Source organism: Roseospira navarrensis (assembly GCF_009601025.1).
Classification (GTDB): domain Bacteria; phylum Pseudomonadota; class Alphaproteobacteria; order Rhodospirillales; family Rhodospirillaceae; genus Rhodospira; species Rhodospira navarrensis.
Map to the genome: position 1 here is coordinate 1 of NZ_WIVE01000080.1, position 14,867 is coordinate 14,867.

Here is a 14,867-nt window from a genome sequence, read left to right on the forward strand (position 1 = left end):
TCCTGGGCATCGCCACCACCAAAGGCCCAATCTCCTACGATATGTTGATCGCGCCGGAAGCAAAGGGATAAGCCTTTTATTTTTTATCCACAGGCAGTAATTGCATGGGAGCGTAAAACATATTACTTTTGGACGGGTTTTGTAGGCAATAGAAATATGCTATCAAATCATACAAGAACGGTTATTTTTGCAAGCAGATTCAGAGGGGAGTTTGGCAGAGTCATGTGGGCCTTAGCATTAATTATTGTACTGAGCGGGTTGGCGGCAGGACAAATTATTCTATATTTTTTAAAGCTGACAATATCCTCGAAAACAATTTCTATTATTGTTATTTTAGTAGGGGCTTTATCGCTTGCAGCGATTTTAATTTACGGCCGAAGTTGGGATGATGGTTCCGACGCTATGTTGGCCGATGGCTGGACCGCAGATATGCCAGCACAGTTGGAGGGCACTTGGGCGGTCGAAGGCGGTTGTGACAAAGAGGGCGCCACGATAATGGTGCTCTCCGATGGCCGATACAGGTGGAGCGAGACAAAAAGTCGCGGTGAACTGCAAGCGCTGTACATAAGTAAGAGTTTGGACGGCCTCCAAATAAACTATCCGGGACATGCATCTAGTCTTGATATATTGTATCATATCGCTATCGCGCTACGGGATCCGCTTAACGGGTATGATGCCAAGGAACTTATAAGGGTTGTGGTGGTCAAGCATGGCGCCGGGATGCGTCTGACGCGAACTATTATTGACACAGACCGCGCGCAACGGTTCTTCGGTGTAAATAGGGGTTCGTCTTTCATTATAAAGAATTTTGAGTACTGTGGTGCAGGCTCGGGCGCCATGTCATGAGCAACATTGAATCTATGAATTCTTCGGGCGGTGTGCCCTACACCGACCCCAGCGCGGCGGCCAGGGCCAGATCCAGGCGGCCGATGATCTCCGCGATGTGCTCCGGGCCGAGGATGAACGGCGGCGCCAGCATGATGTGATCGCCGCGCCGGCCGTCGATGGTGCCGCCCATGGGGTAGCACATCAGGCCCTGGGCCATGGCCTCGCGCTTGACGCGGGCGTTCAGCTTCAGCGCCGGATCGAAGGGGGCCTTGCTGTCCCGGTCGGCGACCAGTTCCAGGCCGAGCATCAGGCCGCGCCCCCGGATGTCGCCCACGTGGGGGTGAGCGCCGAACGCCGCCGCCAGCGCTTCCCGCAGAGCCGCGCCCTGGGTGCGGACATTGTCCAGAAGGCCGCCGTCCTCGATGCGGCGTTGCACGGCCAGCGCCCCGGCGCAGGCGGTCACGTGCCCCAGATAGGTGTGGCCGTGCTGGAAGAAGCCGCTGCCGGCCCGGATGGCGTCGTGGATGCGGGTCGCGCAGAGCATCGCGCCCACCGGCTGATAGCCCGCCCCCAGCCCCTTGGCGATCAGCAGGATATCGGGCGAGATGCCGTCCTCGGCGCAGGCGAACAGATGCCCGGTGCGGCCCATGCCGCACATGACCTCGTCCAGGATCAGCAGCACGCCGTGACGATCGCAGATCTCGCGGATGCGTTTCAGGTACCCCGGCACCGCGGGCACCGCGCCCATGGTCGCGCCCACCACCGGCTCGGCGATGAAGGCGGCCACGGTCTCCGGCCCCAATCGCCGGATGGTGTCGTCCAGTTCATCGGCCACCCGCTCGCCATAGGCCGTCTCGCTCTCGCCGTCCGCCCGGTCGCGATAGGGGTAGCACGGCGCGATGTGGGTGGCGGGCATGAGCATGGGCTCGAAGGGCTCGCGGCGCCACTGGTTGCCGCCCACCGACAGCGCGCCCAGGGTGTTGCCGTGGTAGCTCTGGCGGCGCGCGATGATGCGGTGCCGCTGGGGCTCGCCGATCTCCAGGAAGTACTGCCGGGACAGCTTCAGGGCCGCCTCGGCCGCCTCCGACCCGCCGGAGACCAGGTACACCTTGCCCAGGCGGTTGTCGGGAATCAGGGCCTCGGCCTTGTCGATCAGGTGGTCCGCCAGATCCTCCGCCGCGCGGGTGGTGAAAAAGGCGGAGTGGGCGTAGGCCAGCGCGTCCACCTGCCCCTTGATGGCCTCGCGCACGGTGGTGTCGCTGTGCCCCAGGCAGGAGACGGCGGCCCCGCCGCAGGCATCCAGATAGCGCCGCCCCTCGGCGTCGATCAGCCAGGGTCCGTCTCCGGCGACCGCGACCGGATAGGCGGCGACGGAGTGACGGTGGAAGACGCGGGACTCTCGGGTCATGGGGTGCGCCTCCGGCGGCGTTTGGGTTCGGTCCAATAGGCGCCAAAGGCGTCCAGTTCGTGTTCCATGCGGTCGATGGCGCCCAGCGCGTCGTCGCCGCCCTCGGCGACGATCAGCGCCAGCAGGGCCTGAATCTGGGCCAGGGCGGGCACCAGCGACTGGAAATAGCTCGGCGAGGCCGTGTCCACGGCCACCACGGCGGCCGCGCCGTGGGCCAGGGGCGACACCAGGCTGTCGGTCAGCGCGACGACACGCGCGCCCTTGTCGGCGGCGAAGGCGGTGGCCTCGACGGTGCCGCAGGCATAGGGGCGAAAGCCGATGGACAACACGACGTCGTCCGGCCCGACCCGCACCAGCTCGTCGAACAGCATGCCGCCGCGGCCGTCCACCAGCCGGGCGTTGCCGCGCACCAGCCCATAGGCGTAGTGGAACAGGTGGGCCAGCGACTGGCACGAGCGCAGGCCGACCACATAGACGGTGTCGGCGGCGCAGATCAGATCGCGCGCGCGCTGCAGCGCCTGGGCGTTGGCGGCGGTCAGGCCCTCGCGCAGCGCGCCCACGTCGGCGGCCGTCATCTCTTCCAGCAGGGCGGCCCGGCCGGGCCCGTCCGTGGCGCCGGGACGGCGCGCCTGCAACGTGCGCGCGCGGGCGACGAAGGCCCCCTCGCCGCCGCGCAGCCAGGCGCGGTAGGGCTCGCGCAGGGCCTCGTAGCCGTCGAAGCCCAGGGCGCGCGACAGCCGCACCATGGTGGAGGGCTTGACCCCCGCGTGCTCGGCCAGCCGCCGCATGGAGGTCAGCGCCACATCCTCGGGATGGGCCAGGATGTAGCGCGCCGCCTGCCGAAGCTGTGGGCTGAGGGCGTCGTGCGCCGCCTGGACGCGCGCCGCGATGTCGGCCAGCGGGCCGGTGTCGGTCACGCCGGGCATCACCAGCGCATCCGGCGGGAGGCCCGCGCTCTTGGGTCGTCGTGTCATGGCATGAGCGCCCGCGGGCTCCCTGGTGCAGCGGTCTGTCCCGCCGGAGCGCCTGGGCGGTCGCCCCCCGGGGCCGGGAGTGTAGCGGGCCATCCGGGCGCTCGCCAACTCAATTGAGCCCCCTCCCCGGTCAGTGCGACCGAGTGTTTCGGCCCAGGCGCCAGAGACGGGGAGTGGTGACGTTGCCGGGCGTGCCGTTTATACTTATTTCAAAATGGCCACTTCGGGCGCAACGAGAGGGATCAGGGGGAGAGGGCGGAGCCATGGCGGGGCGCAGCATGCTGAAGGGGCTCGCGCTGGTGTGCGGGCTGGTGGCGGCCGGGTCGGGACCGGCGGTGGCGCAGACCGCCCCGCCGCTGGTGCATGTCCGGCCCGTCGAGGTGATCGACCGGCAGGGGTTCGACCGGCCGCTGACGGCCTACACCCTGATGGTGCCGACGCACTGGCAGGCGACGGGCGGCGTGCAGTGGGACCCCTCCAACGCCTGCAACCGCTCCGGCTACAATTTCTCCTGGAAGGCCAGCGCGCCGGACGAAAGCGAGGGCGTGGCCATCCTGCCCGCCATCACGTGGACCAGCCAGCCCGGCGGTCCCTGCCCGCAGCTTCAGGTGAATTCGGCGCGGGATCTGCTGTCGGTCATCGTCAACCGGACGCTGCCGAACGCGCGCGTCCTGGATTATCGCGCCCGCCCCGATCTGGCGCGGGACCTGCAGGCCCTGTCCCACCGCGAGGACTACGGCAGCATGTCCTATCAGATGACCGTGGACGCGGGCGAACTGCTGATCGGCTTCATCGACGAGCGCGGCCGGGAGATGCGCGGCTCCGTGGCGGCCGCGATGACGCTGTGGCGCATCGACACGCCCAGCCTGTACGGCCTGCCCGGGTCCAGCATCAGCGGCGGGCAGTCGCTGCCCGGGTTCGTGGCGGCGGCCGAGGCGGGGCGGCTGGACCTGCGGGTGGCGGAGATGATCCGCAAGTCGATCCGTCCCGGCCCCGAATGGTCCCGGCGGATCGCCCAGCATCACGCCGTGCTCAACCGCCAGAACACCCGGCACGCCAGCCGCATGGCCCAGATCACGTCGCAGACCAACAGCGAGATCAGCGACATGATCCACCAGGGGTATCGCGACCGGGCCGCCATCAGCGACCGCGGCCAGCGCGAGCGGGTCGAGGCCATCCGGGGCGTCGAGACCTACGACGACCCGATCAACGGCGGCACGGTGCAACTCGACAACACGTACCGCCATGCCTGGCAGTTGCGGGACGGCACCTACGTGCTGACCGACGACGCCTTTTTCAATCCGCAGCAATACCTGGGCATGGACGGGCAGCCGCTGCAGGCGACGCGATAGGAGGGGGCCATGGGGATCGTGTGGGACACAAGATGGACGCGGCATCTGGCGCTGGGGGTGCTGGCCGGCGCCCTGGTCGGGGGCGCCCTGCTGGGCGGCGCCGGGGACGCGCCCGCCCAGGACAGCTTCGGTCAGGCGCAGCAGGGCGGCGGCGGATTCGGCCAGCCGGGCGGCGGCTATCCGCCGCAGGGCCAGAGTCAGGGTCAGGGTCAGGGAGGCTATCCGCCGCAGGGGGGGCAGCCGCAATACGGTCAGCCCCAGCAACCGCAATACGGACAGCCTCAACAACCGCAGTACGGACAGCCCCAGCAACCGCAGTACGGACAGCCTCAACAACCGCAGTACGGACAACCCCAGCAGCCCCAATACGGTCAGCCGGGCCAGCCGGGCCAGCCGCCGGGGGGCGGCTATGGACAGGCGCCGGGCGGGGGCGGTCAGGGCCTGGATCCTCAGGTCGTGCAGTACCTTCAGCAACTGGCCCAGTACGAGCGCCAGGACATGGGCGTGCAGCCGACGCAGAGCCTGCACACCGGACCCATGCACGGCCCCACGCCCGCCAGCATTCCCGGCGGTCAGCTCATCACCACGCTGGACCTGGTGTCGCTCGTCCAGGGCCAGCAGACTCCGTACCTTCTGTTCGACGTGCTGGGCGCGAACGAGATGCTGCCCGGCGCCATCCCGGCCGTGCAGGCCAGCCAGCCCGGCCAGTTCGGGGACCAGATTTCGCAGCAGATGGGCGCCTTCCTGCAACAGGCGACCCAGGGCAACCGGCAGGTGCCGCTGATCTTCTACTGCGCCTCTCGGGACTGCTGGATGTCGTACAACGCCGCCCTTCGGGCGATCAACCTCGGCTACGGCAACGTGCTGTGGTATCGGGGCGGCCTGGAGGCGTGGAAGCAGGCCGGCGGCCCGACCATGCCCCCCGGCGGCGGCTACGGCGGCAGCGCGCCCGGCAGCGGTGGCGCGCCCGGGGGCGGTGGCGTGCCCGGGGGCGGCTATGGCGGCGGCCAGCCGGGCGCCGGGTACGGCCAGGGCCAGGGGGGCCAGGGCGGCTATGGCCAGGGCGGCTACGGTCAGGGCAACCGCATGCCGCAGCAGTGACCGGAGCGGGTCCGGTCAGGGGCGGGCGTGCTCCGCCTCGGCCGCGGCGCGCTCGTCCGGGCTCAGGGCGGCGAGCCGGGCCCGGTAGCCCTGCAGCCGCTCGCGTTCCGATGCGCTCTTGAGCTGCCCGCAGGCGGCCAGGATGTCGCGCCCGCGCGGCATGCGGATGGGCGCGGTCAGGCCGGCGTCGGCCAGGATGTCGGCGAAGCGCTGGATGGCCGGCATGGGCGTGCATTCATAGGGCGCGCCCGGCCAGGGGTTGAAGGGGATCAGGTTGAACTTGCACGGCAGACCCCGCACCAGCCGCACCAGCGCCCGGGCGTCGGCCGGGGAATCGTTGATCCCCTTCAGCATCACGTATTCCAGCGTGATGCGCCGCGCGTTGGAGACCCCGGGGTAGGCCCGCAGCGCCGCCATGAGCGGTTCCAGCGGGTACTTGCGGTTGATCGGCATGATCGCCGAGCGGACCTCGTCCGTGGCCGCGTGCAGGCTGACGGCCAGATTCACGCCCATCTCGTGGCCGCAGCGCTCGATCATCGGCACCACGCCCGAGGTGGACAGGGTGATGCGCCGGCGCGACAGGGCGAGACCTTCACCGTCCACAAGGATCGAAACGGCCTTCGAGACGTTGTCGAAGTTGAACAGCGGTTCGCCCATGCCCATCAGGACGACGTTGGACAGGTGCCGAGTCTCGTCGGTCGGGGTCGGCCATTCGCCGTAACTGTCGCGGGCGACGAGGAACTGACCGACGATCTCGGCCGGCTCCAGGTTGCGCACCAGCATTTGCGTCCCGGTGTGGCAGAACCGACACGTGAGGGTGCACCCCACCTGGGAGGACACACAGACCGCCCCGCGGTCGTCCTCGGGGATGTGGACGGCCTCGGCCTCCTTGCCGTCGGTGAACCGCAACAGCCACTTTCGCGTGCCATCCATGGCCGTCTGTTCGCGGCTGACTTGCGGCCGTTCCAGGCTGTGAATATCCGCGAGGCGGGCCCTCAAGTCCTTGGAAAGGGTGGACATCTGGGCGAAGTCCGTGGCCCCGCGAAAGTAAATCCAGTGCCAGAGCTGTCTGGTCCGGAACGGCTTCTCTCCCATATCCTCAAGGACGGCGGCGAGTTCGGAGCGGGTGAGACCGATCAGGTTCATGGGGCTTTGCCTTGTGTACGCGGGGCCGGAAAACGGGGAGGTTCGGTCCGTGCGGACCGGATGCGGGGCCGGCAACGGCCCGATTTCAGGTACCAATCGCCTGCAATTTTCGCTATACCGGGTGACACAGATGCCGCACCACGTCTCTACTGCGGCAATATGGTCACGGCGCGGTGCGAAGCGAAGGCCTCCCCCGGCGGCGTGTTGACGGTGTGGACTGGTATATGTTTGTCATTTTCTGGGGAGCAGTCGCAACCTGCCAAATGCGGCTGCCCATCTGATCAGGTGATGGAGGAGTGCCTAAATGTACAAGAAGGTGATCGTCGCGGTTGCTGCGGCCGGCCTCCTGTCTGCTTGTGCGAACAAGTGGGATGTGGAAGGGGCCCAGAGCATGGAGAGCATGGGTTCGCCGTTCCAGGCCGCCCTGCAGAGCGAATACGCGGCCCTGGCCGCGCACGAGCGTGGTTACGGCGACTGGCCCGACACGGCCTACTTCGTGGGCAAGGCGAAGGCCGCCGCCATGGGTGAGGCCGTCGCGCCGACCACCATGGACGAGCGGGACATTCCGGCCAAGTACGCCGACGAGCTGGCCGCCGCCCGCCAGGACCTGATGATGGTCATGGGTCAGGGCGCCGCCGAGGCCAACCCGCCGGTGGCCGCCAAGGCCCAGGCGAGCTTCGACTGCTGGATGGAAGAGGCTGAGGAAGACCGGCAGCCGACTCACATCGAAGAGTGCAAGCAGAACTTCATGATTGCCATCGAGCAGTTGAAGACCCCTGCGATGCCGGCCGCGCCGTACGTGGTCTACTTCGACCTCGACTCCTCCGCGCTGGATGCCGAGGCGATGGCCACCCTCGACACGGTCGCCGCCGAGTACCAGCAGTACGTGCCGCCGCGCGTGCTGGTCGTCGGCCACACCGACACCAGCGGCCCGAGCGACTACAACGTCGTGCTGTCCCAGCGCCGGTCCGAAGGCGTCTCCCGCGCCCTGGCCGCCCGCGGTATCGCCTCCGAGGTGATGCAGCTTGAGGCCTACGGCGAAGAGCGCCTGATGGTGCCGACCGGCGATGGCGTGGTCGAGCAGATGAACCGTCGCGTGGAGATCATGTTCCAGAACTAGGCTCCGGCCTGGATCGGGAACCCTCCGCTCAACGGAGAGCCCTAGCAAGCGGCGCGTCGGGTCCCCCGGCGCGCCGTTTCGCATGGGCGGGTTGGCTCGTGCGCCATCGGTTGAAAGGCCATGTGGTTGCGATTCCGCCGCGGGGGGAGCAATGCGGCGGGTTGCGCCTTCGGCGCGAACCCGCCCTACGCGGTCTCGGACTTCGCCAAACGCGCCGTTATCCCATGGTCCTGGGGTTCGCTCGGGAGCCCTCGCGATTGGGCCCGTTTCGCGGTACCCTCTCTCCTGTTCCCGCCTGTCCGGAAGGCTCGACCCGTCATGACCGCCGCCACCACGCCGCGCCCGCTGTTCTCCTGGCGCAAGCACTGGGCCCACCGCTTCGGCACCGCGCCCATGCTGCCCATGTCCCGCGAGGAAATGGACCTGCTCGGCTGGGACGCCTGCGACGTCCTGCTGGTCACGGGCGACGCCTATGTGGACCACCCCAGCTTCGGCATGGCCATCGTCGGCCGTCTGCTGGAGGCCCAGGGCTTTCGCGTCGGCATCCTCGCGCAGCCGGACTGGACCCGCGCCGAGGCCTTCCGGGCGCTGGGCGCGCCCACCCTGTTCATCGGGGTGACCGCCGGCAACATGGATTCCATGGTCAACCGCTACACGGCGGACCGGCGGCTGCGCCACAACGACAGCTACACCCCCGGCGACGAGGGCGGGCGGCGGCCCGACCGCGCCAGCATCGTCTATGCCCAGCGCTGCCGGGAGGCGTTCAAGGATACACCCATCGTGCTGGGCGGCATCGAGGCGTCGTTGCGCCGGACCGCCCATTACGACTACTGGAGCGACACCGTGCGCCGCTCCCTGTTGATGGACGCCAAGGCCGACCTGCTGGTCTACGGCAACGCCGAGCGCGCCATCGTCGAGATCGCCCACCGCACCGCCCGGGGCGAGCATCCGCGCACCATGACCGACATCCGGGGCACCGCGCTGATCCGCCCGGCCGTGCCCGAGGGCTGGGCGGTGATCGACTCCAGCACCGTGGACACCCCGGGGCCGGTGGAGGCGCCGGCCAATCCCTATGCCGATACGCGGGAGCAGGACGGGCGCGCGGCCGGTCTCTGTCAGGACGGCGGGGACGGCGGGGACGCCGCCGACGCGCCCGCCGGCCCGGCCGAGCCCAAAGCCCCCGCCGCCCCGGAGCCGCCCGCCAACCGGGGCGCCGTCGTCCGCCTGCCCGCGTTCCAGGCCGTCAAGGCCGACCCCGTGCTCTACGCCCACGCGTCGCGCGTGGTGCATCTGGAGAGCAACCCGGGCAACGCCCGCGCCCTGGTGCAGCGCCACGGCGACCGCGAGGTCTGGATCAATCCGCCGCCCTGGCCGCTGTCCACGGCGGAGATGGACGCCGTCTATGACCTGCCGTTCGCGCGCGCGCCGCATCCGTCCTATGGGGACGCGCGCATTCCGGCGTGGGAGATGATCCGCTTTTCCATCACCATCATGCGCGGCTGCTTCGGCGGCTGTACGTTCTGCTCGATCACCGAGCACGAGGGCCGCCAGATCCAGAGCCGCTCGCAGGACTCCATCCTGCAGGAGGTGGAGCGGGTGCGCGACACGACCGCCGGGTTCACCGGCGTGATCTCCGACCTGGGCGGGCCGACCGCCAACATGTACCGGCTGGCCTGCAAGAGCCCGGACATCCAGCGCGTCTGCCGGCGGCTGTCCTGCGTCTACCCGTCCATCTGCAAGAACCTGGAGACGGACCATTCCGCGCTGATCGCCCTGTACCGGGCGGCGCGCGACGTGCGGGGCGTCAAGAAGATCACCATCGCCTCGGGCCTGCGCTACGACCTGGCGGTGCGCTCGCCGGCCTATGTGAAGGAACTGGTGACGCACCACGTGGGCGGCTATCTGAAGATCGCGCCGGAGCACACCGAGGCCGGGCCGCTCTCAAAGATGATGAAGCCGGGCATCGGCACCTATGACCGCTTCAAGCAGATGTTCGACCGCTATTCGCGGGACGCGGGCAAGGAACAGTACCTCATCCCGTACTTCATCGCCGCCCACCCGGGCACGTCGGACGAGGACATGATGAACCTCGCCCTGTGGCTGAAGCGCAACGGCTTCCGGGCCGATCAGGTGCAGGCGTATCTGCCGTCGCCCATGGCGCTGGCGACGGCGATGTACCATTCGGGGCGGAACCCGCTGCGGCCCGTGCGGCGCACCGGCGGCGAGACCGTGGAGACCGCCAAGGGCCTGCGGCAGCGCCGCCTGCACAAGGCGTTCCTGCGCTACCACGACCCCGAGAACTGGCCCCTGCTGCGCGAGGCCCTGAAGCGCCTGGGCCGCACCGACCTGATCGGCCCGGGCAAGAAGCACCTGGTGCCGGCATACCAGCCCGCCGGCACCGGCCGCAGCGGCGGCGAGGGCATGCGCACCGGCCGCAAGAAGGGCCGCCAGAGCTTCGTGACCACCCACGCCGGCACGGGCCGGCGGCGGGCCGGCGGTGGGTAGGCTCCCTACCGCCGTCCGCGCTGGGCGAGCAGGCGCGCCACGGCCGCCGTCTGCTCCTCGGTCAGGTCCAGGCGCACGTGCTGGCTGACATCGGTGCGGGCCACGAACGCGCCCGTGACGGCCCCGATGTCCGGCAGGGTCATCGTGAAGGTCTGGCCCCGCTCGCCGGTCACCGATCGGTCCAGCGTCGCCACACCGGACGAGGCCAGCCCCTCCAGCGTCCCGCTGCGGGCGCCGCCGCCGGTGTCCAGGGTCACCGTCACGGGCACGGTGACGGGATGCAGCGCGTGCGCCTGCCGCTCCGCCTGGCTGCCGGCGCGGGTGATGCGCTGCAGTCCCTCCTGCATCACTCCCACCTGCCGCAGCACCTCCTGGGCGGTGGTCTCGACCGTTCGGGTGTGGTGGTTCGACGTTTCGGCGGACTCGGCCACCTGCGCGATGTTCTCCGACGCGGTCTGGGTGCTCGTGGCGGCGTGCTGGGCGTTGCGGCTGATCTCGGTGGTGGCCCCGGTCTGCTGCTCGATGGCGGCGGACAGCGAGGTGGTGACGGCGTCGATGTCGCCGATCACGGCCACGATCCGTTCGATGGCGGCCACGGCGTCACGGGTGGCGGTCTGCATCTCCCCGATCTGGCTGCCGATCTCCTCGGTGGCCTTGCCGGTCTGGGTGGCGAGGGTCTTGACCTCGTTCGCCACGACCGCGAAGCCCTTGCCGGCTTCGCCGGCGCGCGCCGCCTCGATGGTGGCGTTCAGGGCGAGCAGGTTGGTCTGCTTGGCGATGTCGCCGATCATCTGGACCACATCGCCGATGCGGCCGGCGGCCTCGGCCAGCCCCTGCACCCGGGCGTTGGTCTGCTCCGCCTGGGTCACGGCCTCGCGCGCGGTGCCCGAGGCGCCGGCGACCTGTCGGCTGATCTCCTGGATCGAGCTGGCCATTTCCTCGGCGGCGGCGGCCACGGCATCCACGCTGGAGGCCGAGTCCTGCGACGCGTTCGACGCCGCGCCCGCGCCCGCCTGGGTGCCGGCCACGGCCTGGGCCATGTCCCGCGCGGCCGTTTCCAGGGCCTCCGCCTGATCGCGCACGACGCTGATGACGCTGTTGACCTCTTCTTCCAGCGCGTTGTTGAGCGCGACCATCTCGCTGCGCACCCGCTGCTCGTTGCGCCGGTGCAGGGCCTCCTGCTCGGCCTGCAGGTGCTGGATCTGGCGGCTGTTCTCCTTGAACACGTTGACGGCGGTCTGCATCTCGCCGATCTCGGCGCCCTGGTCGCGGTCGATCTCAACATCCAGGTCGCCGTCGGCGAGCCGCCGCATTTCCCCCGTCAGCCGCCGGATCGGGCGCGCGATGCCCCGCCCGATCAGGGCCGTGGCCGTGCCCAGGATCAGCACGACGATCAGCGAGACCATCCCGGTGCGCCAGAGCATGGCGGCGATCTCGCGGTCGATCTCGTCGGTGTACACACCGGAGCCCACGTACCAGTCCCACGCCGGGATCGCCTTGACCACCGTGACCTTGGGGACGGGCACGTCGCCGCCCAGCTTGGGCCAGACGTAGCGCACCACGCCTTCGCCCTGGGTGCGGGCGATGCGGCTCATCTCGGCGATGAAGGCGACGCCGGTGTCGTCCCGCAGGGCGGTCAGGTCCTTGCCCACATGCTGCGGCGAGGCCGGCTGCACCTGCACCACGCTGTCGTAGTCGATGACGAAGACGTATTCGTTTCCGGCGTAGCGCAGGTGGTTGATCGCCTGAGCGGCGGCCGCCTTGGCCTCGGCCTCGGTCATGGTGCCGGCGGCGGCCTGGTCGGCGTAGCCCGCCACGATGGTGTGGGCCGAGTCCACGGCCGTGCGGACGCGGTCCTGCAGCGCCGCGTTGACCTGTGCGGAGAAGCTCCACGCGGTCACCGTGAGGTTGGCCAGGGCCAGAATGACGATGAGAAGAACAATCACCCACAGCCGGATCGAAATCGGGATCCGGCGAAAAACGGTCAGCATGTTGGCCCCCCCGGCCGCGTCATGCGGCCCCAAGTCGATTCTCGACAGTCACTCCGGCTGGGTGGGGTCCGGCGTCCGCCCGCTGTGTGTCCACCCCCGTATGCCGACCCTCGGCACCGCGAATTCTGACCAATCCCGACCGTGTCGCCAAGCACCTTGAGGCCGCACCCGCCCGAGGTGATACCATTGCGCAAAAATGGTCTTTGTGCGCCGCACAGAGGTTGCGGGTGCGCCCAGGGCGGGCGCGTGCAGGTCGGGACCCGTCAAGCGGGTGTCGGCGCTTCGCCCGGACTCTTCGGGGCCGAGTCGCAAGCCGGTCGCGCGATCAATGGGTGCGGCGGCGGACGGGCGGCCCTGTGCTAGCGCTCCATTCTCCACCCGCCCGGTGTCAATCCGCTCGTGGCCCGTGGTCCGGGCTGCTACACTGGCCCCGTCCGCGCGGGGGAACGGCCCCGCGTCGCTCTCTATCCGCACCGCCCCACCAGGAGAGGGCGGCCCTGCGCAACGCAATGGAGTATGCGATGGCCCAGGTATCCATTCCGTTCCGGCTCCCGCTCGGACCCCGTCTCACCGCCGTCCTGCTGGCCCCCGTCGCCCTGATGGTGTTCGCGGTGTCGCCGGCCCTGGCCGGGCTGGAGGTCTGCAACCAGACCAACATCCCGCGCTGGGTCGCCGTCGGCTACAACAAGGACAGCATGTGGACCTCGGAAGGCTGGTGGAACCTCGAACCCGGGGACTGCACCACCGTGCTGGACGGTGATCTGACCGAACAGTTCTACTACTACCGCGCCGAAGACCAGAACGAGGACTTCGAGGGCGACGGCTACATGTTCTGCGGCGTGGACGATGCCTTCACCATCGTCGGCGATCAGGACTGCGAGGGCCGCGGCTACAACGAGCTGGGCTTCCGCGAGGTGGATACGGGCGGCAGCACGACCACCTTCACGCTGGTGCTCAGCCCCGCCACGGTGCCCGGCGCGCAGCCCATCGGCACGCCGCCGCCGGCCGATCTGACCGCCTCCGACGGCGGCCTGGAAATCTGCAACCAGACCAGCGTCGTGCGCTGGGTGGCCATCGGCTACAGCAAGGACGACCTGTGGACGTCCGAGGGCTGGTGGCAGGTGGAGCCGGGCGACTGCGCACTGGTTCTGGATGAGGAGTTGGCCCAGCGTTACTACTACTACCGCGCCGAGGACCCGGACGAGCGGTTCCAGGGCGACGGCTACATGTTCTGCACGGTGGACGATGCCTTCACCATCGTCGGCGACCACGACTGCGCCGGGCGCGGCTATGAAGAGGTGGCGTTCCGCGAGTTGGATACCGGCGAAACCGCCACGTTCTACTCGTTCGATCTGAACCCGGCGACCGTGCCGGGCGCGTCGCCCATCGGCGGCGCCACCAGCCCCATGCCCGCGCCGGACCAGCCCATGAACCAGATGCCCCCGCCCGTGGACGAACGGCAGGCGGCGGTTCCGACCCAGCCGCCCACCCAGACGATGCCGGGGCAGCCCTCGGGGCAGCCTCCGGCCCAGCAGCCGCCCAGCGCGGCCGACATGGCGTCGCCCTTCGGGGCGCCGTCGGCGGCCCTGCCGTCCGACGAGTCCCTGTCGTCGCTCTACCGGGCGGTCACCGGGACCTGGCGTTCGGTGGACGATCCGGCCGCGAGCATCGCCCTGCGGGACGATGTCTACACCGCGTTCCAGGGCGGGACCCGGCAGGGCGCGGGCTCGTTCGAGGTCTCCAACGCCTGCCCGCTGCGGGGTGTGGACTCGGGCGGCGATCCCGTCATCGTGGTCCGCATGGCCCAAGATCCCGAGCCCGCGTGCTTCAGCGTGCTGTACGTGGACGCCACCTCGCTTGAACTCATCAGCCTGCCGCGCGGCAACCTGCTGCGCTACCGGGCCGAGGCCAACTGACCGCGCCTGTCCGCCGTCGCCCAAAACCGGCGAACGGCCCCGGGACGCCCCCGCCCGGGCCACCCGCGCCACCCGCGCCCCGGTGTCCGGCCCTTGAAACGGCCGGGGCGCGGTCCCACTTCGCCCTTGGCCGGGTCGATCCGGCCACGTTTGATCTTGTGTGGCGGCGCCGGATGGCGCACACCCGCCCCGGCGTCGAGGCAATCGCCGCGCGCCGTTCCCCGTCCCCTCCCTTCGCAGGCCCGTTCACGGAGACCAGCATGCCGACGACGTTCCCGCCGCCGGACCGGCTCGACCACTTCGTCGAGCGCGAGGGGGTCCGCTTCGCGGGCATGCACCTGCTGGTGGACCTGTGGGGCGGGCACGGGTTCGACGACCTGGACCTGACCGAACAGGCGCTGACCGATGCCGTGCGCGCCTGCGGGGCCACCCTGCTTCACAGCCATTTGCAGGCTGTGTAACCTGATGTCTGGAAATTTTGCACGAGGGGGCGCACCTGCATGCCCATCCGTGGGGCGCGCCCCAC

General features: G+C 69.3%; 11 protein-coding genes. 7 read left to right on the plus strand and 4 right to left on the minus strand.

Going from position 1 to position 14,867, the window contains the following annotated elements:
* The first annotated feature begins 222 nt into the window (after nt 1–222).
* Entirely contained in the window at nt 223–846 is a 624-nt protein-coding gene (locus GHC57_RS17040) for a hypothetical protein (protein WP_153346469.1), read from the plus strand.
* 37 nt (nt 847–883) lie between these two features.
* Here GHC57_RS17040 and GHC57_RS17045 read toward each other — a convergent pair whose 3' ends face one another.
* Together GHC57_RS17045 and GHC57_RS17050 are read right to left on the minus strand one after the other, a co-directional pair.
* Complete coding sequence (locus GHC57_RS17045) at nt 884–2,236, minus strand: aspartate aminotransferase family protein (protein ID WP_153346471.1); 1,353 nt, start codon at nt 2,234–2,236, stop codon at nt 884–886.
* Entirely contained in the window at nt 2,233–3,210 is a 978-nt protein-coding gene (locus tag GHC57_RS17050; protein WP_170294942.1) for a MurR/RpiR family transcriptional regulator, read from the minus strand. Before GHC57_RS17050 ends, GHC57_RS17045 begins: the two co-directional genes overlap by 4 nt.
* Nucleotides 3,211–3,473: 263 nt before the next feature.
* Here GHC57_RS17050 and GHC57_RS17055 point away from each other — a divergent pair, with 263 nt between their 5' ends.
* Both GHC57_RS17055 and GHC57_RS17060 read left to right on the plus strand, forming a co-directional pair.
* Nucleotides 3,474–4,562 carry a hypothetical protein gene (locus GHC57_RS17055; RefSeq protein ID WP_153346475.1) on the plus strand — a complete coding sequence of 363 codons (1,089 nt, stop codon included), beginning with the start codon at nt 3,474–3,476 and terminating at the stop codon, nt 4,560–4,562.
* A gap of 9 nt (nt 4,563–4,571) precedes the next feature.
* The gene (locus tag GHC57_RS17060; RefSeq protein ID WP_153346477.1) at nt 4,572–5,663 is read left to right on the plus strand and encodes a rhodanese-like domain-containing protein; all 1,092 of its coding nucleotides are present in this window, start codon (nt 4,572–4,574) and stop codon (nt 5,661–5,663) included.
* 15 nt (nt 5,664–5,678) lie between these two features.
* Here GHC57_RS17060 and rlmN read toward each other — a convergent pair whose 3' ends face one another.
* Nucleotides 5,679–6,809 (minus strand): dual-specificity RNA methyltransferase RlmN, encoded by a 1,131-nt coding sequence (gene rlmN / locus GHC57_RS17065; RefSeq protein WP_153346479.1) that lies wholly within the window; start codon nt 6,807–6,809, stop codon nt 5,679–5,681.
* 304 nt (nt 6,810–7,113) lie between these two features.
* Here rlmN and GHC57_RS17070 point away from each other — a divergent pair, with 304 nt between their 5' ends.
* Both GHC57_RS17070 and GHC57_RS17075 read left to right on the plus strand, forming a co-directional pair.
* The gene (locus GHC57_RS17070; protein ID WP_153346481.1) at nt 7,114–7,929 is read left to right on the plus strand and encodes an OmpA family protein; all 816 of its coding nucleotides are present in this window, start codon (nt 7,114–7,116) and stop codon (nt 7,927–7,929) included.
* Between the two features lie 318 nt (nt 7,930–8,247).
* A complete protein-coding gene (locus tag GHC57_RS17075) occupies nt 8,248–10,434 on the plus strand; it encodes a YgiQ family radical SAM protein (RefSeq protein ID WP_153346483.1) in 2,187 nt (728 codons plus the stop codon).
* Nucleotides 10,435–10,439: 5 nt separating this feature from the next.
* Here GHC57_RS17075 and GHC57_RS17080 read toward each other — a convergent pair whose 3' ends face one another.
* A complete protein-coding gene (locus GHC57_RS17080) occupies nt 10,440–12,425 on the minus strand; it encodes a methyl-accepting chemotaxis protein (protein ID WP_153346485.1) in 1,986 nt (661 codons plus the stop codon).
* 521 nt (nt 12,426–12,946) lie between these two features.
* Here GHC57_RS17080 and GHC57_RS17085 point away from each other — a divergent pair.
* Nucleotides 12,947–14,341, plus strand: coding sequence for a DUF1036 domain-containing protein (locus GHC57_RS17085; protein WP_170294943.1), 1,395 nt, complete (start codon nt 12,947–12,949; stop codon nt 14,339–14,341).
* 260 nt (nt 14,342–14,601) lie between these two features.
* Nucleotides 14,602–14,802, plus strand: coding sequence for a hypothetical protein (locus GHC57_RS17090; protein WP_153346489.1), 201 nt, complete (start codon nt 14,602–14,604; stop codon nt 14,800–14,802).
* The last annotated feature ends 65 nt before the right edge of the window (nt 14,803–14,867 follow it).